Annotated in this window: 19 protein-coding genes; 9 read left to right on the forward strand and 10 right to left on the reverse strand. The window is 72.0% G+C overall.

What is annotated here, in order from left to right; genetic code table 11:
- Positions 1–56 precede the first annotated feature (56 nt).
- Positions 57–1283: a cytochrome P450 gene (locus EJ357_RS06475; RefSeq protein WP_126389479.1), complete on the forward strand. Its 1227-nt coding sequence runs from the start codon at positions 57–59 to the stop codon at positions 1281–1283.
- A 40-nt stretch (positions 1284–1323) separates the two neighbouring features.
- Here the strand turns inward: EJ357_RS06475 and EJ357_RS06480 are convergent, their stop codons facing one another.
- Entirely contained in the window at positions 1324–4482 is a 3159-nt protein-coding gene (locus tag EJ357_RS06480; protein WP_126389481.1) for an ATP-binding protein, read from the reverse strand.
- A 77-nt stretch (positions 4483–4559) separates the two neighbouring features.
- On the opposite strand from EJ357_RS06480, the gene EJ357_RS06485 reads away from it, so the two are divergent.
- Positions 4560–4937 carry a DUF779 domain-containing protein gene (locus EJ357_RS06485; protein WP_175647324.1) on the forward strand — a complete coding sequence of 126 codons (378 nt, stop codon included), beginning with the start codon at positions 4560–4562 and terminating at the stop codon, positions 4935–4937.
- A 77-nt stretch (positions 4938–5014) separates the two neighbouring features.
- Entirely contained in the window at positions 5015–6292 is a 1278-nt protein-coding gene (locus EJ357_RS06490) for a phosphodiester glycosidase family protein (RefSeq protein WP_126389483.1), read from the forward strand.
- A 9-nt stretch (positions 6293–6301) separates the two neighbouring features.
- On the opposite strand, the gene EJ357_RS06495 is transcribed toward EJ357_RS06490, so the two are convergent.
- The 6 genes from EJ357_RS06495 to EJ357_RS06520 form a co-directional block, all read right to left on the reverse strand.
- Complete coding sequence (locus EJ357_RS06495; protein WP_093903922.1) at positions 6302–6496, reverse strand: hypothetical protein; 195 nt, start codon at positions 6494–6496, stop codon at positions 6302–6304.
- A 126-nt stretch (positions 6497–6622) separates the two neighbouring features.
- Entirely contained in the window at positions 6623–7486 is an 864-nt protein-coding gene (locus tag EJ357_RS06500) for a phosphatidylinositol-specific phospholipase C/glycerophosphodiester phosphodiesterase family protein (protein WP_126389485.1), read from the reverse strand.
- Between the two features lie 193 nt (positions 7487–7679).
- Positions 7680–8765, reverse strand: coding sequence for an acyl-CoA dehydrogenase family protein (locus tag EJ357_RS06505; protein ID WP_126389487.1), 1086 nt, complete (start codon positions 8763–8765; stop codon positions 7680–7682).
- Entirely contained in the window at positions 8762–9943 is a 1182-nt protein-coding gene (locus tag EJ357_RS06510) for an acyl-CoA dehydrogenase family protein (RefSeq protein ID WP_126389489.1), read from the reverse strand. Before EJ357_RS06510 ends, EJ357_RS06505 begins: the two co-directional genes overlap by 4 nt.
- Complete coding sequence (locus EJ357_RS06515) at positions 9940–10917, reverse strand: NADPH:quinone oxidoreductase family protein (RefSeq protein WP_126389491.1); 978 nt, start codon at positions 10915–10917, stop codon at positions 9940–9942. Before EJ357_RS06515 ends, EJ357_RS06510 begins: the two co-directional genes overlap by 4 nt.
- A gap of 134 nt (positions 10918–11051) precedes the next feature.
- Positions 11052–11624: a helix-turn-helix domain-containing protein gene (locus tag EJ357_RS06520; protein WP_126389493.1), complete on the reverse strand. Its 573-nt coding sequence runs from the start codon at positions 11622–11624 to the stop codon at positions 11052–11054.
- Positions 11625–11701: 77 nt separating this feature from the next.
- On the opposite strand from EJ357_RS06520, the gene EJ357_RS06525 reads away from it, so the two are divergent.
- From EJ357_RS06525 to EJ357_RS06545, 5 genes are all read left to right on the forward strand, one after another.
- The gene (locus EJ357_RS06525) at positions 11702–12631 is read left to right on the forward strand and encodes an NAD(P)/FAD-dependent oxidoreductase (protein ID WP_126389494.1); all 930 of its coding nucleotides are present in this window, start codon (positions 11702–11704) and stop codon (positions 12629–12631) included.
- Positions 12632–12681: 50 nt separating this feature from the next.
- Positions 12682–14220 (forward strand): ATP-dependent DNA ligase, encoded by a 1539-nt coding sequence (locus EJ357_RS06530; RefSeq protein WP_126389495.1) that lies wholly within the window; start codon positions 12682–12684, stop codon positions 14218–14220.
- Positions 14217–14690, forward strand: a complete 474-nt coding sequence (locus EJ357_RS06535; RefSeq protein WP_126389497.1) for an NUDIX domain-containing protein — start codon at positions 14217–14219, stop codon at positions 14688–14690. The genes EJ357_RS06530 and EJ357_RS06535 overlap by 4 nt, the downstream gene beginning before the upstream one ends.
- 77 nt (positions 14691–14767) lie before the next feature.
- Positions 14768–16162 carry an NADP-dependent succinic semialdehyde dehydrogenase gene (locus EJ357_RS06540; RefSeq protein WP_126389499.1) on the forward strand — a complete coding sequence of 465 codons (1395 nt, stop codon included), beginning with the start codon at positions 14768–14770 and terminating at the stop codon, positions 16160–16162.
- A 25-nt stretch (positions 16163–16187) separates the two neighbouring features.
- Positions 16188–16424 carry a DUF6213 family protein gene (locus EJ357_RS06545; RefSeq protein ID WP_126389501.1) on the forward strand — a complete coding sequence of 79 codons (237 nt, stop codon included), beginning with the start codon at positions 16188–16190 and terminating at the stop codon, positions 16422–16424.
- Between the two features lie 21 nt (positions 16425–16445).
- Here EJ357_RS06545 and EJ357_RS06550 read toward each other — a convergent pair whose 3' ends face one another.
- Entirely contained in the window at positions 16446–17054 is a 609-nt protein-coding gene (locus EJ357_RS06550) for a thiaminase II/PqqC family protein (RefSeq protein ID WP_126389503.1), read from the reverse strand.
- A gap of 142 nt (positions 17055–17196) precedes the next feature.
- Positions 17197–18423 carry an acyl-CoA dehydrogenase family protein gene (locus tag EJ357_RS06555; protein WP_126389506.1) on the reverse strand — a complete coding sequence of 409 codons (1227 nt, stop codon included), beginning with the start codon at positions 18421–18423 and terminating at the stop codon, positions 17197–17199.
- Positions 18424–18593: 170 nt separating this feature from the next.
- Here EJ357_RS06555 and EJ357_RS06560 point away from each other — a divergent pair, with 170 nt between their 5' ends.
- Positions 18594–19238 (forward strand): TetR family transcriptional regulator, encoded by a 645-nt coding sequence (locus EJ357_RS06560; protein WP_126389509.1) that lies wholly within the window; start codon positions 18594–18596, stop codon positions 19236–19238.
- Between the two features lie 12 nt (positions 19239–19250).
- Here the strand turns inward: EJ357_RS06560 and def are convergent, their stop codons facing one another.
- Positions 19251–19790 (reverse strand): peptide deformylase, encoded by a 540-nt coding sequence (gene def, locus EJ357_RS06565; RefSeq protein ID WP_126389512.1) that lies wholly within the window; start codon positions 19788–19790, stop codon positions 19251–19253.
- Between the last annotated feature and the right edge of the window lie 43 nt (positions 19791–19833).

Genomic DNA, 19833 nt, shown 5'->3' on the forward strand with positions numbered 1-19833 from the left:
GCCCGCAGGCTCTGAAGCACGCACTCCGACGCTTCACAGCCAGAAGGGCACACGGCATGACGGCCACCCCCCTGCACCTCACCCCCGAGCTCGTCGAGGACCCCGTCCGCGGCTACGCCGACCTGCGCTCCCGCCCCGACCTCGGCCACGCGGTCCTGCCGGGTCTGAACACCCCCGCCCGGCTCATCACCCGCTACGACGACGTCCGCGCCGCCCTCACCGAACCCCGCCTGATCCGGGACCGTACGGCCGTCCCCGGCGGCACCGACATGCCGGACCCGCAGGCCGAGTTGCTGGCCCAGGGCTTCGAGGGATTCCCGGAGGAGTACCTCCCGTACCTCTCCGGGCATCTGGCCCTGTTCGACGGCGAAGAGCACACCCGGCGCCGCAACCCGCTCACCCGCGCCTTCACCGCCCGCCGTGTGTCCGCGCTGCGGCCCTTCGTGGAGAAGACCGCACAGGAGCTGGTCGCCGGCCTCGCCGAGCGTGAACAGGCCGATCTGCTGGGCGAGTTCGCCTATCCGCTGAGCACCGCCGTGATCTGCGAGCTGGTCGGCGTCGACGCCGCCGACCAGGAGCGGGTCTGCGGGTGGATCCGGGACTTCGCGTACGGCGACGGCAGCCGGATCATCGAGGGGCTGGCCGGCATCGTGGAGTACACCAAGGACCTGGTGGCCCGGCGCCGTGCCGAACCCACCGACGACCTGGTGTCCGCCCTGCTGGCCGACGGCGGGATGAGCGACGACGAGATCGTCACCGTCTTCTTCCTGCTCATCAACACCGGCATCACTCCCCCCGCCCTGTTCCTCGCCCACGGGGTGCTCGCCCTGCTGGACCACCCCGAGCAGGGCGAGCTGCTGCGCGCCGAGCCGGAGCTGCCGGCCCGCGCGGTGCCCGAACTCCTGCGGTTCGTCACGCTGGTGCGCATCGGCGCCACCCTGTACGCCGCCGAGGACTTCGAGTTCGCCGGTACGCCGCTGAAGAAGGGCGAGGCCGTGACGGTCGCGCTGTTCGGCGCCAACCACGACCCGGAGGTGTACGAGGTGCCCGAACGGCTCGACGTCACCCGGGAGTTCGGGCGCGGCGACGGCCACCTCGCCTTCGGGCACGGTCCGCACTACTGCATCGGGGCGGCGCTGGGCCGCGTGGTGACGGGCGTGGTGCTGGAGGAGCTGTTCGTCCGGCGGCCGGCGCCCGTCCTGGCCGTGGACCGGGCCGACGTCGCCTTCGGGCACTGGCCCGGCGACGGCTTCCACCTGCTGAGCCTGCCGGTGCGGCTCTGAGCCTGCGATCCGGCAGGGCCCCGTCTGCGACCCTGCCGGGTCAGCCGGTCCGCTCCCGCAGCAGCCCGAGCGCGGCCGCGCGCAGACCGTCCGGTGTCAGGGCGGCGTACTCGGACACCGCGTCCGCGTAGGCCGCCCGGTCGGCGTGCTCGGCGCTCTCGCGGGCGCGGGCGGAGGACATCGTGGGCTGGAAGTTGGGCAGATAGCGCAAGCGCTCCGCCAGCGCGATCAGCCGTACTCCATGAACCACGGCGCCCTGCGCCAGGTCGGCGGTGCCGAGCGCGAGCAGCAGGGCGCCGTGGACGGGGAGGTCCGCCGTCGTGCGGTGCTCGGCCGGCGGCCGGGTGAGCAGGGTCGTCAGGCGCTCGGGGAGCGCGGCGGCGAGGGGCGCGACGAGGTCGGTGCGGCCGTGCCGGGCGTGGGCGGTCACGGCGACGGCCTGCAGCTCCAGCCGCCAGCCCTCCAGGAGGTGTTCACCGGCGAAGACGGGGCTCGTGCCCCGCTTCAGCCGCTCGACGGCCCGGCGCCACAGGCCGAGTCCCGTCTCGATGTCGCCGCGGGCGAGCGCGATCTCGGCGCGGGCGCCCAGGTCGGGGGCGAAGGCGTCGGGTGCCGGGCCCTCGGGCTGGTTCCGCAGGGTGTGTTCCAGCCAGTGCTCGGCCCGGTCGAGGTCCCCGGTCTGCAGGTGGGCGAGCATCAGCCCCCAGCCCAGTCCGAGCGAGTCGGTCCGCTCGCCGTACCTCTCCAGTGCCGCCAGCGCGTCCTCCATGGGCCCGATCGCCTCCGCGCCGCGCTCCGTGCGCAGGCACAGCTCGCCGAGCCGCGACTGTGGCCAGAACCGCAGCATGGGTATGTCCCGGTCACCGAAGGCGTCGAGCGTCCGGCGGGCGGCGTCGAGCGCCCGCTCCGGGTCGTGCGCGCTCTCCCACACATGGCTCGCCGCACCGTTGGCGAAGCCCGCGAGCAGCGGTTCGTCGCTGTCGCACAGCGCTTGAAGCGTCTTGTGGTCGCCGGACGCGAGGATCTCCGGCAGCGCGCACAGCACCGTCGACAGGGCCCGGACCAGGGTGTCGGGCGGTGCGGACGGCAGTCGCCGCAGGGCCACGAGGGGGCGTACGGCGCCCGTGCCGAGGGCGAGGACGAGAGTGCAGGCCAGCATGGCGAGGACGGTCCGGGTCGGCTCCACGTACCCCGGGCCGGGCCGGTAGTGCGAGAGCGGGCGGGCGGTGTCCTCGGCGAGGGCCATCAGCCGGGTGTAGTTGGCCTCGGTGGCCCACAGGGAGCCCAGGACGGCGGCCACCGCGGCGACGGTGTCGGCGTCGTCGCGGGCGAGCGCGAGCCGCAGCGCGTGGACCAGGTTGTCCTGCTCGGTGCGGATCAGCCCCAAGGAGGTGATCGGGTCGGTACCGAAGGGCGCGTCGTGATGCGTCACCCCGAACTCCCGCGCCCAGCCCAGGAACCGGTCCGCGACCACGTCCTCCTCCCCCGCCCGCTCGCGGTGGGCGGCGGAGAACTCCCGGACGGTCTCCAGCATCCGGAACCGTGCGCCGTACGCCGTGTCGGTCACCTTGAGCAGGGACTGGTCGACGAGGTCCTCCAGCACGTCCAGGACGTCGTCGCCGCCGACGAGGTGCTCGGCGGCCGTCGCGGTGAACCCTCCGGGGAGGACCGACAGGGCGCGCAGGGCCTCCTGTCCCGCCGGTTCCAGGAGGTTCCAGCTCCAGTCGACGACGGCGTGCAGGGTGCGGTGCCGCTGCGGCGCGTCCCGCGGTCCGCCGCGCAGCAGGGCGAAGCGGTCCTCCAGCCGGCGGGAGATCTCGGCCACCGACATCACCCGTACCCGGGCGGCGGCGAGCTCGGTGGCGAGGGGCAGCCCGTCGAGGCGGCGGCACAGGTGGGCCACCGCGTCGGCGGGCAGCTCGGCGTCGGGGCGGGCGGCGCGGGCCCGCTGTTCGAACAGCTCGACGGTGGTGGCCGGGTCCAGCTCGGGCAGCGGGTGGACGGCCTCCGAGGACAGGCCGAGCGGGGCGCGGCTGGTGGTGAGGACGCTGATGTTCCGGGTCATCGACACCAGCGCCCGGACCAGGTCGGCGACTCCGGAGACGACCTGCTCGCAGTTGTCCAGCACGAGCAGCGCCGGCCCGGGGCCGAGGGCGCCGACGATGCCGGCGAGCGCTTCGGCGGGCGGCCCGTACCCGGCGGGCTGGGCGCGCGGGCCGTCACCGACGCCCAGCGCCGAGGCGACCTCGCCCGCGACGTCGGTGTCCCGGCCGACTCCGGCGAGCGGCACCAGCTGCACGACCCGGTGCTCGGCGTCGCGCGCCACGGCACTCGCGAGGCGTGTCTTGCCGAGACCGCCCGGTCCGACGATCGAGGTGACCCGCGAGCTGTGGATCAGCCGGGTCACGGCCTCGACGTCGGCCTCCCGCCCGAGCAGCGGGTTCGGCTCGTGCGGCACCCCGCGCCGCACCACGGGCGCCTGACCGCGCAGCAGCTCCTGGTGCAGCTCCTGCAGGGCGGGGCCGGGATCGGTGCCGAGTTCGTCGCGCAGCCGGCGCCGGTAGCCGTCGTACGCCGCCAGCGCGGCGGCCGCACCGGCGGTGGCCGCCTGACAGCGCATCAGCTCCAGCAGCGGCTCCTCGTCCAGGGGCTGGTCGGCCACCAGCTCGCCGAGCGGGCCCACCGCCTCCTCCCGCCGCCCGGAACGCGCCAGCGACAGGGCCCGCAGTCGCGTCAACGCCCTTTGCGCGACGGCGAGTTCGAGGCGCAATACCTCGAGGGGATCGTCGGGGGAGCCGTCCTGCGCAGGGCCGTCGTCCCAGAGCGCGAGCCCCGCCTCGGCCTCGGCGACCGCGCCGTGATGGTCTCCGGCCCGCGCCTTCTCCGTGCTCGCGGCGGCGTGCAGCTGGACGGCCCAGGCGTCCACCTGGTCCTCGCGCAGGGCGATGCGGTAACCGGTGGGTGTGCTCGCGATGACCTCGCCGCCCAGCAGCGACCGGGCCCGCGAGACCAGGATCTGCAGGGCCTTGGTCGGGTTCTCCGGCTGCTCGTGGGGCCACAGCCCGGCCACGAGCCGCCCCGTGCCGCATCCCGCCCGCGGTTCCCCGGCCAGCAGCGCGAGCAGGGCGCGCAGACGGGGCGCGGTGATCTCCTTGCCCCGGTGGGCGACGGACGTCAGCAGCGTCAACTCGATGGTCACCTCAGCAGATTAGTCAGAACGGGTGATCACAGCGGGTGCAACCCTCTCGCAACGTTGCCCGTGCTGTCCTTGCCGCCATGAACGAGGAGATCCCGCTGTTCGAGGAGACCCCGCGCGTCGAACTCACCCCCGCGGCCGAAGACCTCCTGCGCCGCCTGCGCGCGACGCACGGCCCGCTGATGTTCCACCAGTCCGGCGGCTGCTGCGACGGCAGCGCCCCGATGTGCTACCCGGCGGGCGAGTTCCGTACGGGTGACGCGGACGTGCTGCTCGCGGAGCTGGACGTCGACGGGGTGGCGGAACCGGTGACGTTCTGGATGTCGCGCAGCCAGTACGAGGTGTGGAGCCACACCCGGCTCATCGTCGACGTCGTCGAGGGACGGGGCAGCGGATTCTCGCTGGAGGCGCCCGAGGGGGTACGTTTCCTCACCCGTTCGCGGGTCGTCGGCGCCTAGCAACCCCGCAGGTCACCGCGGTCTGGTGCACTTCCCCTGAGTCCTGCCACATTTGACGAGACATCAGGGGGGTAAGTGTGACACGTCATCAGAAACGGTTCGGAACGACCAGAGCGGCTCTCGCGCTGCTCACGGCGCTCAGTGCGACGGCCGGTGCGGCCCTGGTGGGGGCGGCGCCGGCCGGCGCCGTTCAGCGGGCCACCGAGATCGCGCCGGGCGTGCGGTACGAGGAGTTCGACATCGCGGCGCTGAAGGGCCCGGCACACGCCCACGTGCTCACCGTCGACCTGCGCAATCCTCGGGTACGTCTCGATCTGCTGCACCCCGGAGCGGTGGCGGCGCGGGCCACCGTCTCGCAGCAGGCGACCGCGCAGGGCGCCGTCGCGGGCGTGAACGGCGACTTCTTCAACATCAGCGAGACCCAGCATCCGGGCGTCCAGGCGACCGGCGCGACCGTGGGACCGGCGATCGCGAGCGGCCGGGCGCTCAAGGCGGCGGTGCCGGACGGCCAGCGTTTCGGTCCGGCGCTGCCGCCCGGCACGAGCACCGAGGACGTGTTCGGCGTGGGCGTCGACCGCCGGGCACGGCTCGACGACCTGAGCCTCGCCGGCTCGATCCGTACGGCCAAGGGCCGGCTGCCGCTGCGCGGACTCAACCAGTACGCGCTGCCCGTGGGCTCCATCGGGGCGTTCACGGCCAAGTGGGGCAAGGTCTCCCGGGTGCGCGCGACCTGCGGCACGGACACCGACCGGGCGGCGCCGTGCAGCACCGACACCTATGAGGTGACGGTGCGCAAGGGCCGGATCGTGTCGACCGCCGAGACCCCCGGCAGCGGGCCGATCGCCCCGGACACGACGGTCCTCGTGGGCCGCGAGGCTGGCGCGCAGAAGCTGCGGAAGCTGGCCGCGGGCGAGCGGAGCGAGAAGGCGGCACCCCCGGCCGGAGGCTGGGGGAGGGTGAAGGTGCGGCACCGGCTGGTGGCGTCGGCGTCCCGGGTCCCGTACCGCTTCGCCCTCGGCGGCTACCCCGTGCTCGACGACGGCCGGCCGCTGCCCGGTCTGGACGCGAGGACAGGGGCCGTGCGCACCGCGGTGGGCATCGCCGACCGGGGGCGGCGTGTCGTGCTGCTCGCGCTGGACGGCGCCCCCCAGTACCGCACCGGTCTGACGATCGCCGAAGTGGCGTCCTTCATGCGGAAGCTGGGCTCGGTGGACGCCTTCAGCCTGGACGGCGGCGGTTCGTCGACACTGGTCGCCCGCAAGCCGGGAGAGGCGACGGCGTCCGTCCTTAACCATCCGTCCGACGGGCGGGAACGCACCGTCCCCAACGGCATCGGAGTCTTCTCGACCCGATGACGGCCATGGTCAGGGTCTGAGGCTGCTGACGATGTCCGCCGTGGCCGTCAGACCGCTGTTGATGGTGGGCGCCATGCTGGTGCTGGCCAAGTAGAAGCCGAGCAGCAGGCACACGATCGCATGGGTGATCTTCAGCCCGCCGTTGCGGACGAAGATCACCGCGAGGACGAACAGCAGCAGCACCACAGAGATGGAAATGGCCATCGTCAACCTCCTCCGCCACGCCGCCTCATCCCGGTTCACGGCGTTCGGCCGCAAGTGTGGCGTAGCGGAGGGTTCGTCCGGGCGGCTGACCTGTCCTCCGAACGTGTGGTGTTCCGCGGGAAAGGGCTAGACCGCCCGGCGCGCGTCGAGGAAGGCCTCCAGGCCGGCGAGGTCGTCGGTGTTGAGGAAGTCCACGTCGGCCGCGAGCAGTTCGCCCCACAGGGCGTCCCGGGCGGGTCCGGCCACGTCCGGGGTGGCCCAGAAGCGCACCTTCTGCCCGCGTGAGTGGGCCGACCGGACGATGCCGTGCAGCTTCTCCCGCTCGGCGTCCGGGAAGACGCCCACGCCGAGCCAGGTGAAGTTGAGCGTCCAGTTGTCGCTGATCAGCGGGACGAAGGAGGCGGGCGCGCTGCTGCCGAGGTCGGCGAGGCGGCCGTCGTAGAAGGCCCGGCGCACGGTCTGGGCCTCCATCGGCACTCGGGCGGCGCGGTCGCCGGAGATCACGGCGGTGACCGGGCCGGGGAACACACGTCCGTGGGCGTAGGTCGTGAACAGGTGCTTGTAGCGCCTCAGGTGCCTGTCGAGTTCGAGGTACGTCGAGGAGCCCTCGGTCTTGATGTCGATGAGCAGTTGGATCGGCTTGCGGTAACCCCGGTAGACCGAGCCGTGGTTGGCCCGGACGCGGGCGGCCAGCGGGTCGAGGTAGAGGGACTCCAGGGTGCGGGCGGGGTCGAGGTCCTCGGGGTCGTGGGCGACGAGGAGCTGGTCGCCGACCAGGTAGATGTCGGCCTCGAGGCTGCCGAAGCGGTGGTCGAGGGCGTCGAGGAGGGGGCGCGGGTGCTCGTAGTCGTTGTGGGCGTGCGCCCGCCACAACGGACGCGGGCGGTGCTTGTGTTCACCGGCCAGCGCACGGGCCGCGGGCAGGGCGACCGTCCCCGCGAGGGCGGCGCCGAGGGTCGTGAGGGCTCTGCGACGAGTGGTGAGGTCCATGCTCTGCCTCCCTGACAGGGGTGTTCCGGACGTGGGGAACCGCTGCGAGTATGCGATCCCGGACGCCCAAACAGCAGAGCTGAGCGGCGAGTTGGCCGGACTGCCGTCCTGCGTTCACTTCATCGGTGCAAGGCACACGAAAAAGCCCGCCCCAGGTCGGGCGGGCTTTTCGTGTGGTTCGCTCAGGTGTACGTCAGGGAGCGGCGAGGTCGACGAGTTCGGCCAGCGCCTCCCGGTGGGCGCCCGCGGTGCCGTAGGCGATCGAGTCGGCCTTGGCCCGCTTCAGGTATAGATGCACCGGGTGCTCCCAGGTCATCCCGAGACCGCCGTGCAACTGCACGGCCTCCTCGGCGGCGTGCACGGCGACGTGCGCCGCGTAGGCCTGGGCGACCGCGACCGCCACGTCCACGTCCACGCCGGAGGCGAGCGCGTCGGCGGCGTTACGGGCGGCCGCGCGCAGGTTGACGACCTCCAGCCACAGCTGCGCGAGCCGGTGCTTGAGGGCCTGGAAGCCGCCGACAGGGCGGTTGAACTGCTTGCGGTCCTTCAGATAGCGGACCGTCTCGGTCAACGTCCATTCGGCGAGCCCGAGCTGTTCGGAGGCGAGCAGCCCGGAACCGGCGCGCAGGGCGCGGCGGACGGCGGGCTCGGCGTCCCCCAGCAGACGGCCGGGCGCTCCGTCCAGGCTGACCGTGGCCACCGGCCGGGTCAGGTCCAGGGACGTCTGCGGGGTGACGGTCACGGCGCCGGCGTCCACGGCGTACAGACCGCCGTCGTCCGCGGGCACGAGCAGCACGTCGGCGGCGGACGCGTCCGCGATGCCGGTCAACTCCCCGTGCAGGGCGCCGCCTTCTTGCCGTACGACCTTGTAGGCGCCGCCTGGGGCGACGTTCAGGGCGACGGCGAGGGCGCCGATCCTCCGCCCGGACGCCAGCTCGGCGAGCAGGCCCCCGTCGGTCTCGCAGCCGAGCAGCGCCTCGGTGGCCACGACCGCGCTGGTCAGGTACGGCACCGGAGCGACCGCGCGACCCAACTCCTCCAGTACGACGGCGACTTCGCGGTGCGTGGCGCCCTGGCCGCCCTGCGCCTCCGGCACCAGGAGCCCGGCGAGGCCCATGCCGTCGGAGAGCGCCTTCCAGGCCGCCAGGTCGTGCGGGGCGTCCGACTCGGTGCGGGCGATGACGCCGGGCGCGTCGCAGTGGTCGGCGAGCAGGTCCCGTACGGCGGCCCGCAGCGCCTCTTCCTCCTCGGAGTACAGCAGGTCGGGCTGTGTGCTCATCGGGACAGGTCCTTCCAGGCGACGTCCTTGTCGGTGCGCGGCTCGGACGGCAGGCCCAGAACGCGCTCGGCGACGATGTTCAGCAGGACCTCGCTGGTCCCGCCCTCGATGCTGTTCCCCTTGGAGCGGAGGTAGCGGTAGCCGGCGTCGCGGCCGACGAAGTCCACCAGCTCCGGGCGCCGCATGGTCCAGTCGTCGTACAACAGGCCCTCCTCGCCCCGGAGTTCGACCTCAAGGCCGCTGATCTCCTGGTTGAGGCGGGCGAAGGCGAGCTTCATGCCGGCGCCCTCGGGGCCGGGCTGGCCCGCGACGAGCTGCTGGCGCAGCCGCTCCGCGGTGAGGCGGGAGACCTCGGACTCCACCCACAGCTTCAGCAGCCGCTGGTGCAGGTCGTGGGTGCGCAGCTCGGGCCGCTCGCGCCAGGTCTTCGCGACCGGGCCGATCATGCCGCCCTCGCGGGGCAGCCGCATGCCTCCGATGGCGACGCGCTCGTTGTTCAGCGTGGTCTGCGCGACCTTCCAGCCGGCGCCGATCTCGCCGAGGCGCCGCGTGTCCGGGACGCGGACGTCGGTCAGGAAGACCTCGTTGAACTCGGCCTCGCCGGTGATCTGGCGCAGCGGCCTGACCTCGACGCCGGGGTCGGTCATGTCGCACAGGAAGTACGTGATGCCCGCGTGCTTGGGCACGTCCGGGTCGGTGCGGGCGATGAGGATGGCCCAGCGGGCGACGTGCGCGCTGGACGTCCACACCTTCTGCCCGTTGACGACCCAGTCGTCGCCCTCCCGGACGGCACGCGTACCGAGCGCCGCCAGGTCGGATCCGGCGCCAGGCTCGCTGAAGAGCTGGCACCAGACCTCCTCACCGGTCCACAGGGGCCGCAGGAACCGCTGCTTCTGCTCCTCGGTGCCGTACTTGAGGATCGTCGGCGCGGCCATGCCCAGCCCGATGCCGATACGGCGCGGGTCGTTGTCCGGGGCGCCCGCGGCCTCCAGCTCGGCGTCCACGACGGCCTGGAGGGAGCGGGGCGCGCCGAGTCCGCCGAGCCCTTCGGGGTAGTGCACCCAGGCGAGCCCCGCGTCGAAGCGGGCGCGCAGGAAGTCCAGGCGCTCGGTGCCGGCCGGCGGGTGGGCGGCCAGCAGTTCCGCCGTGCGGCGGCGCAGTTCGGCGGCGTCGGTCATGCCGCTCCTCCTTCGGTGAGTCCGGGGATCACGGCGACGCGCCCCGTGGTGACGCCGTCGGCGACCCGCTGTACGGCGGCAGCGGCCCCGCCCAGCGGGACGCGCTCGCTCACCAGCGGCTTGATCGCACCCCGCGCGGCCAGCTCGGTGAGCTGCTCGTGGCAGTGCTGGATCAGCTTCGGGTTCTTGGTGTTGTACAGGCCCCAGTGCAGACCGAGGATCGAGTAGTTCTTCACCAGGGCGTGGTTGAGCGCCGGGCTGGGGATCGACCCGCTCGCGAAGCCGACGACCACGATGCGGCCCTCGAAGGCGACGACCTTGGCGGACTGTGCGTAGGCCTCGCCGCCGACGGGGTCGTAGATGACATCGGCGCCCCGGCCACCGGTGGCCTCCTTGACGGCGCCGATGACGTCCTCGGAACGCCGGTCGACGACCACGTCACAGCCCAGCTCCCGGGCCACGGCCGCCTTGTCGGCGCCGCCCACGACACCGATGACCCTCGCCCCGGCCGCCTTCCCGAGCTGCACGGCCGCGCTGCCGACCCCTCCTGCGGCAGCGTGGACCAGCAGCGTCTCGCCGGCTTCCAGGCCGGCCCGCCGGTGCAGCCCGAACCAGCCGGTCTGGTAGCCGATGTGCAGGGCGGCGGCCTCGGCGTCGTCCAGTGCGTCGGGCGCGGGCAGGACGGCGGCGGCGTCCGCGACGGCGTACTCGGCGAAGCCGCCGTACGGCAGCGCGGGGTTGGCGAGGACACGGCGGCCGTCCTCGGTCTCGCCGCAGATCTCCACGCCGGGCGTGAACGGCAGCGGCGGCCGGACCTGGTAGTGGCCCCGGCACAGCAGCGCGTCCGGGAAGTTGATGTTCGCGGCACGCACCTTCAGCAGGACCTGGCCGTCACCGGGCGTGGGCGTCTCGACGTCCTCGAGGCGCATCACCTCGCTCGGCTCACCGTTCTCGTGCACTTGCCATGCCTGCATGCGGGGCCTCCACGGGACTGCTTCGTCTGACCGGGGTCGGTTCGCATACTAAGCGGTCGCTTGCCGATCAGGGAACAGGTCGCCGCGGAACAGTAGCGGGTGTCACGAGCGGCGTGCGTCACGACCGGTGTACGTCACGACCGCCGGGGCTTCGCCCGTACGTGCATCCGCTCCCCCTGCGGCCCGAACAGGCTCAGGAACTCCGCCGGCCCCTCCCCCGTCGACCCGAACCAGTGCGGCACCCGCGTGTCGAACTCCGCCGCCTCTCCGGCCGTCAGCACCACGTCGTGTTCGCCCAGCACCACGCGCAGCCGCCCGGACAGTACGTACAGCCACTCGTAGCCCTCATGGGTGCGCGGCTCGGGCTCTTCCGTGCCCTGCGGCACCAGCACCTTGAAGGCCTGGAGGCCACCGGGCTGCCGGGTGAGCGGCCAGTAGGTGCGCCCGTGTCGCTTCAGGGGCTTGGCCCGCACCCGCGGGTCCCCCACCGACGGCGTCCCGACCAGCTCGTCCAGCGGCACCTGGTGGGCCTGCGCGATCGGCAGCAACAGCTCCAGGCTGGGCTTGCGCAGGCCGGACTCCAGCCGGGAGAGCGTGCTGACCGAGATGCCGGTCGCCTCGGACAGCGACGCGAGGGTCACCTCCCGCTCCTTGCGCATCTGCCGGAGCCTCGGGCCCACGCCCGCGAGAACGTCGTCGGTACTCATACGCGTATTGCAGGTTCGGCAAACTTGTTTGTCAATGCCGCACCCCTCGCGGCACGGTCGGGGTGGAGGTGGTCACCATGACCGGAACGTACGAAGTGATCGTCATCGGCGGTGGCGCGGCGGGCCTGTCCGCGGCGCTGGTCCTGGGCCGCGCGCGGCGTCGCACGCTGGTGATCGACGCGGGCGAACCACGCAACGCGCCCGCCGCCCATATGCAGGGCTACCTGTCCCGGGACGGCATGCCGCCCGCCGAGTTCCTGGCCGTCGGACGCGAGGAGATCGCGCGGTACGGGGTCGAGCTGGTCCGGGACCGGGCGGTGGACGTCACCCGCGGCGACGACTTCGCGGTCGCGCTGGCGAGTGGACGTCATATGCACGCCCGACGGCTCGTCATCGCCACCGGCCTCAAGGACGAGCTGCCGGAGGTCCCCGGCGTCGCCGAGCGCTTCGGCAAGGACGTGCTGCACTGCCCGTACTGCCACGGCTGGGAGGTCCGCGACCGGGCCTTCGGCGTACTGGCGACCACGCCGATGAGCGTCCACCAGGCGCTCATGGTGTCGCAGTGGTCGAAGGACGTGACCTTCTTCCTGCACGAGGTCGCCGAGTCGGATCTGTCGGACGACGACCTGCGCAGGCTCGCGGCGGCCGGGGTGAAGGTGGTGCCCGGGGCGGTGGCGGAGCTGGTGATCGTGGACGACCGGCTGACGGGCGTGCGGCTGGCCGACGGGACGGTGCACGGGCGCGAAGTGCTGTTCGTCGCGCCCCGCGCGGTGCCGCAGACCGGGTTGCTGGAGAAGCTCGGCGCCGAGCTGACGGAATCCCCGTTCGGCTCGTACCCGGTGGTGGACCCGACCGGGCTCACCTCCGTGCCGGGCGTGTGGGCCGTCGGCAACGCGATGGGCTTCTCCGAGCAGGTGGTGAACGCGGCGGCGGGCGGTTACCGGGCGGGGGCGTTCATCAACGGGGAGTTGCTGATGAGCGACTTGGACACCGTCGTGAACGGGTAGCGCACGAATGCGAGGGTGTGGAGCCGCCCCCTCCGTTGCACGATGGCTGCATGCTGCTGACCCGGCTCGCCCGTGTGTCCCAGGAGGTCGCCGCGACCTCGGCGCGCTCCCGGAAGATCGCTCTGCTGGCGGAGCTGTTCCGGGACGCCGAGGCGGACGACGTGCCGATCGTCATCCCGTATCTGGCGGGACGGCTCCCGCAGGGACGGCTCGGCATCGGCTGGAAGGTGCTGAGCCGCCCCGTCGCTCCTGCCGCCGAACCGACCCTCACCGTGCACGAGGTCGACGCCCGGCTCACCGAACTCGGCAAGGTGTCCGGCACCGGCTCGCAGGCCGAACGTGCCCGTCTGGTAGGCGAGTTGATGGGTGCGGCCACCGAGGACGAGCAGCGGTTCCTGTTCGGGCTGATCACCGGCGAGGTACGGCAGGGCGCGTTGGACGCGGTGGCGGTCGAGGGTCTGGCGCAGGCGACCGAGGCAGAGCCGGCCGAGGTACGGCGGGCGGTGATGCTCGCCGGATCCCTCCAGAGCGTCGCCCGGGCGCTGCTCACGGACGGCCCGGAGTCGCTGGCCCGCTTCCGGCTCACCGTCGGCCGCCCGGTCCTGCCGATGCTGGCGCACACCGCCTCCTCGGTGGCCGAGGCGGTCGACAAGCTGGGCTCCTGCGTGGTCGAGGAGAAGCTGGACGGCATCCGCGTCCAGGTCCACCGCGAGGGCGACACGGTACGGCTCTACACCCGCACCCTCGACGACATCACCGACCGCCTGCCCGAACTCACCGCCGCCGCACTGGAGTTGAGGGGCAAGCGCTTCATCCTGGACGGCGAGGTGATCGCCTTCGACGACGCGGGCCGACCCCGTTCGTTCCAGGAGACCGCAGGCCGCGTCGGCTCCCGCGTCGACGTGACGGCGGCGGCGCGGGAGGTCCCCGTCTCCCCCGTCTTCTTCGACGCCCTGTCCGTCGACGATCACGACCTGCTCGACCTGCCCTTCACCGAGCGGCACGCGGAACTCGCCCGGCTGGTCCCCGAGCCGATGCGGGTGCGCCGAGCGCTGGTGTCCGGGCCGGAGGACCTGCCGCGGGCCGAGGACTTCCTCGCCGAGACCCTGCGGCGCGGCCACGAGGGCGTGGTCGTCAAGGCCCTCGACGCCTCCTACAGCGCGGGCCGGCGCGGCGCCTCCTGGCTCAAGGTCAAGCCCGTCCACACCCTCGACCTGGTGGTGCTGGCCGCCGAATGGGGCCACGGCCGCAGGACCGGCAAGCTGTCCAACCTGCACCTCGGGGCACGCACGGCGGACGGTGGTTTCGCCATGCTCGGCAAGACCTTCAAGGGCATGACCGACGCGATGCTGACCTGGCAGACCGAACGGCTGCAGGAACTCGCCGTGGAGAGCGGCGAGTGGGTGGTGACCGTACGCCCCGAACTCGTCGTCGAGATCGCCTACGACGGTCTGCAGCGCTCCACCCGCTATCCGGCCGGCGTGACCCTCCGCTTCGCCCGGGTGGTCCGCTACCGCGAGGACAAGCGGCCGGAGGAGGCCGACACGGTCGAGACCCTGCTCGCCGCCCACCCGGAGGTGAAGCCGTGACGCCGTCCGGGGAGCGGCGCAGCGCGGGCCTGCTGCTCTTCCGCCGCACCGATGGCGGCCTGGAGGTGTTGCTCGGCCACATGGGCGGCCCGTTCTTCGCCAAGCGGGACGCCGGGGCCTGGACCGTCCCGAAGGGCGAGTACGAACCCGACGAGCCCGCCTGGGACGCGGCCCGCCGTGAGTTCCGGGAGGAGCTGGGGCTGGCGCCACCAAACGGGGAGGCCGTACCCCTCGGCGAGGTCAAGCAGGCCGGCGGCAAGATCGTCACGGTGTGGGCGGTCGAGGCCGACCTCGACCCGGCGACGGTCGTCCCCGGCACGTTCGTCATGGAGTGGCCGCCGCGCTCGGGCCGGACGCAGGAGTTCCCGGAGCTGGACCGGGTGGCGTGGCTGGGCGTCGGGCGGGCGCGCGAGGTGATCGTCAAGGCTCAGGCCGCGTTTCTCGACCGGCTGGCGGAGCACTCGGCCTGAGCGGCCGTACACGCGTTGCGGTACCCACCGCCGCGCGGGAAGGTCGAAGCAATGTTCCGCTCCCAGGAGGTTCAGGGATGCCCATCGCAACGGTGAACCCGGCCAACGGCGAGACGCTCAAGACGTACGAGGCCATGGGTACCGAGGAGATCGAGCGCAGGCTCCAGCTCGCCGAGGCCACGTTCCGTACGTACCGGACGACGAGCTTCGTCGACCGCGGTCGCCTGCTGCTCCAGGCCGCGAATCTCCTGGAAGAGGACCAGCGGGACGTCGCCCGGATGATGACCACGGAGATGGGCAAGCCCATCAAGCAGGCCCGCGCGGAGGCCGCCAAGTGTGCCAAGGCGATGCGCTGGTACGCCGAGCACGCGGAGGAACTGCTGGCCGACGAGGAGCCGCCCGACTCCGACGTGAAGGACTCGAACGCGTCCCGCGTGCGGGTGCGCTACCGCCCGCTCGGGCCGATCCTCGCGGTGATGCCGTGGAACTTCCCCCTCTGGCAGGTCGTCCGCTTCGCGGCCCCGGCCCTGATGGCGGGCAACGTGGGCCTGCTGAAGCACGCCTCGAACGTCCCCCAGACCGCCCTCTACATCGAGGACCTCTTCCACCGCGCGGGCTACACCGAGGGCTGCTTCCAGACCCTGCTCATCGGCTCCGGCCAGGTCGACGAGGTGCTGCGCGACGAGCGGGTCAGGGCGGCCACCCTCACCGGCAGCGAGCCCGCGGGCCGCGCGGTCGCCTCCACCGCCGGGGAGATGATCAAGAAGACGGTGCTGGAGCTGGGCGGCAGCGACCCGTACGTCGTCATGCCCTCGGCCGACCTCGACCGCGCCGCTCAGATCGCGGTGACCGCGCGGGTGCAGAACACCGGGCAGTCCTGCATCGCCGCCAAGCGGTTCATCGTGCACACGGACGTCTACGACGCCTTCGCCGAGCGGTTCGTCGAGGGCATGAAGGCGCTGGTGGTCGGCGACCCGATGCTGGAGGAGACGGACGTCGGCCCGCTGTCGACCGAGAAGGGGCGGGCCGATCTGGAGGAACTGGTCGACGACGCCCGGCGCAGCGGAGCGGACGTACTGTGCGGCGGCCACCAGCTCCGCCGGCCCGAACTGCCTGGCTGGTACTACCCGCCCACCGTCATCGCCGGCATCACCCGTGAGATGCGGATCCACCGGGAGGAGGCGTTCGGGCCGGTCGCCACGCTGTACCGGGCGGGCGACCTGGACGAGGCGGTGCTCATCGCCAACGATTCGCCCTTCGGGCTCAGTTCGAACGTGTGGACGCGGGACGAGGCCGAGGTCGACCGTTTCGTACGGGATCTGGAGGCGGGGAGTGTGTTCGTCAACGGGATGACGGCGTCCCATCCGGCGTTCCCGTTCGGCGGAGTGAAGCGGTCCGGATACGGGCGTGAGCTGTCCGGGCACGGAATCCGCGAGTTCTGCAACATCACCACTGTTTGGCACGGTGCGTGAGCGCTGCGCGACTACGATCCCGGGTGTGAACCGCGAAGTTACTCTGCCGCTGATCGTCGATGACCGCGGGACCCTGCAGGTGGCTGCCGCCGATGTGAGCAAGCTGCTGCGTACCGTGGGTGGTCGGTGGCTGCACCTTGTCGAGGCCGGGGAGGACGGGCTCGACGAGGACACGGTGGCCGCGTTGACCATTGAGCTTGCGAAGCTCGCGGATCGTATTGATGTGGCGTGCATCGCGCACAGCAGCGGGACTGCGCCGTAGAGGGAGCGGTTCGGCGCCCCTTCAGGTCGCCTCGCGCAGCGTCTCCCAGAACATCGCCTCGTAGCGCTCGAGGAGGCGGCCGTACCGGTGTGCGCGTTCCTCGTCCAGTTGACCGGCGTCCCGTCCCGCCCGGAGCGCTTCCGCCGCCTTCCGGTCCAGCTCCGGGGACGGTTCCGCGAAGAAGTCGAAGAAGGCGCAGGCCTCGTCCGTGAAGCCGTAGTGGCGGCGCAGGCCCTCGGCGATCGTCGCGCAATAGCCGCCCCAGGTGGAGAAGTTGACCGTGAGCGCCAGGACCGCTTCGGCCGGTGCGGCGTTCAGGGCCAGCCAGGCCACGTACGCGGGGTAGGCCTGGCAGCCCGGCAGGGGCTCGTACGCCGCCGCCTGCCCCTCGCTCACACCGCACGCCGCCGCGAAGCCACCCAGCCGCTCCGCCGCCAGCGCTTCCCCCTCGGCCAGCAGGGTGAAGAAGGCGGCGGACTCGGGGGCGTCGGGGCTGGCGCGTTGCGCCAGATGGAGGAACGCGAGACGGTCGGCGGGGATCACCCGGCTCTGTTCGAGGGCGAGGGTCGCGAGGGTGGCACGGTTGGCCTCACCGTGAGCAATCAGCGGTACGAGAGGGTTGACCGTCATCGGTATCCTCCATCAACTCGCAATCGCGGCCCAGGGCAGCCCACCCAGGGGCGCGGGGCTGTATCCATATGCGGCTCCGCCGCGTGGGCGCGACCAGCCACCCCGAATCCGCAGCCGCATCGCGCAGCAACCCCTACGGCGCTTACCGAATCGGCATACCCGACAACGTACGGGCGATCACCAGCCGCTGGATCTCGCTCGTCCCTTCGAAGATCGTGTAGATCGCGGAATCCCGGTGCATCCGCTCCACCGGGTACTCCCGCGTGTAGCCGTTCCCGCCCAGGATCTGTATCGCCTGAGCCGTCACCTTCTTCGCCGTCTCGCTCGCGAACAGCTTCGACATCGACCCCTCGGCCGCCGTGAACGGCTTGCCGTTGACCGCCATCCAGGACGCCCGCCACACCAGCAACCGCGCCGCGTCGATCTGCGTCGCCATCTCGGCCAGCTGGAAGGCCACACCCTGGTTGTCGATGATGGGCCGCCCGAACTGCTCACGCGTCATCGCGTAGTCGAGGGCGACCTCGTACGCGGCACGGGCCGTACCGACGGCCATCGCACCGACGGCCGGCCGGGACGCCTCGAACGTGGCCATCGCGGCGTTCTTCACGCGCTCGCCGCCCGCCTTGGCCCGCTCACGGGCCCGCGCCAGCCGCTCGTCCAGCTTCGCCTTGCCGCCCAGCAGGCAGGAGCCCGGCACGCGCACGTTGTCCAGGACGACCTCGGCGGTGTGCGAGGCGCGGATGCCGTGCTTCTTGAACTTCTGGCCCTGGGCCAGGCCCGGCGTGTTCGGCGGGACGATGAAGGACGCGTGGCCCTTGGAGCCCAGCTCCGGATCGACGACCGCGACGACCACGTGGACGTTGGCGATACCGCCGTTGGTCGCCCAGGTCTTCGTGCCGTTGATCACCCACTCGTCCTTGGCCTCGTCGTACACGGCGCGCGTACGCATCGAGGCCACGTCCGACCCGGCGTCGGGCTCGGAGGAGCAGAACGCGGCGAGCTTGACATCGTTGGCGTCGCCGTACATCTGCGGCACCCAGGTGCCGATCTGCTCCTCGGTGCCGTTGGCCAGCACACCGACGGCCGCGAGACCGGTGCCGACGATCGACAGGGCGATGCCCGCGTCACCCCAGAACAGCTCCTCCATCGCCATGGGGATGCCGAGGCCGGTCGGGTCGAAGTACTGCTGGGCGTAGAAGTCGAGCGAGTAGATCCCGACCTTCGCGGCCTCCTGGATGACCGGCCAGGGAGTCTCCTCACGCTCGTCCCATTCGGCGGCCGCGGGGCGGATCACATCGGCGGCGAAACCGTGCAGCCAGTCCCGGACCTCCTTCTGTTCGTCGTTGAGCTCCATGGTGAACTCGGCCATGTCCCCTCCAGCGGCGGTACGTGCGTGTTACTAGCGGTAACCCTAGTTTGTTACTCGCTGGTAGGTAAAGTCAACTCCCGATACCTCATCGACAGCCCATTCGATGGAAAGGGCATGCTGAGTGTTAGTTTGCGCAGGCGTCACCGATTGAGCACGGGTGGGGAGAGCACATGGACACCACACAGCGGACCGATCAGCAACGGTCCGCCGACCGCCGTCGGCGCGAGCTGCTGGAGGCCGCCGACAGGGTGGTGCTGCGCGACGGCCCACAGGCCTCCATGAACGCGATCGCGGCGGAGGCCGGCATCACCAAGCCGATTCTGTACCGGCACTTCGGCGACAAGGGCGGACTTTACGCGGCGTTGGCCAAGCGGCACACCGACGCGCTGCTGGATTCGCTGAGAGCGGCGTTGGATGCCCCTGCGGACCGGCGTGAGCGGGTCGAGGCAACGTTGGACACCTACCTCGCGGCGATCGAGGCCCGGCCCCAGGTGTACCGGTTCCTGATGCATCCGGCGGAGGGGGGCCAGGTCGGGGACCAGGGGTTCGACGTCGGCAAGCACTCCGCTCCCCTGCTGCGGCGTATGGGCGAGGAGCTGGCCACCGTCATCGAGGAGCGGTTGGATCTCGGGCCGGGAAGCCAGCAGCTCGCGCGGGTGTGGGGGCACGGGATCGTCGGGATGATGCATGCCGCCGGGGATTGGTGGCTCGGCGAACGGCCGTGTTCGCGGGCGGAGTTGGTGCGGAGCCTGGCCGACCTTCTGTGGGGGCGGCTCGCGGCCGCGGGGGACAGGATGGGCGGTCCGGGGTTCTGAGGGACCTCTCGCTCACCGGCGCCAGGAAGCTCGTGCCACTTGACGCATCAAGCGTCTGTGGCGCCAGCCCGTCACACGGTCCGCGTACACCCTGCCGTCCAAGTGATCGCACTCGTGCTGCAGGCACCGCGCGAAGAAGCCGGTGCCGTGGACCGTCACCGGCTCCCCCGTCACCGTGAAGCCCTCGACCACCGCATGGTCGTACCGCTCCGTCCCCGCCTCCAGACCCGGCAGGGACAGACATCCCTCCGGCCCGCGGATCACCACCCCGTCCGCCTCCACCAGCCGGGGATTCACCACGTGTCCGAGATGACGCACATCCTCGTCGTCCGGGCAGTCGAAGACGAACACCCGGAGGGACTCCCCCACCTGGTTCGCGGCCAGGCCCACGCCCTGCGCCGCGTACATCGTGGCGAACAAGTCCTCCACGAGTGCCGCGAGTTCCGGGCCGAAGTCGGTCACGTCGTCGCAGGGCTCGCGCAGCAGCGCCGAGCCATGCAGGGTGAGAGGCCGGACGCGCCCGTTGGTGCCCGGAATGGAGCCATTACGCATGGCCGCAAGGGTACGGCGATTCGGGAGTGCGAATGGATCTCGA

Source organism: Streptomyces cyaneochromogenes (assembly GCF_003963535.1).
Taxonomy (GTDB): Bacteria; Actinomycetota; Actinomycetes; order Streptomycetales; family Streptomycetaceae; genus Streptomyces; species Streptomyces shaanxiensis.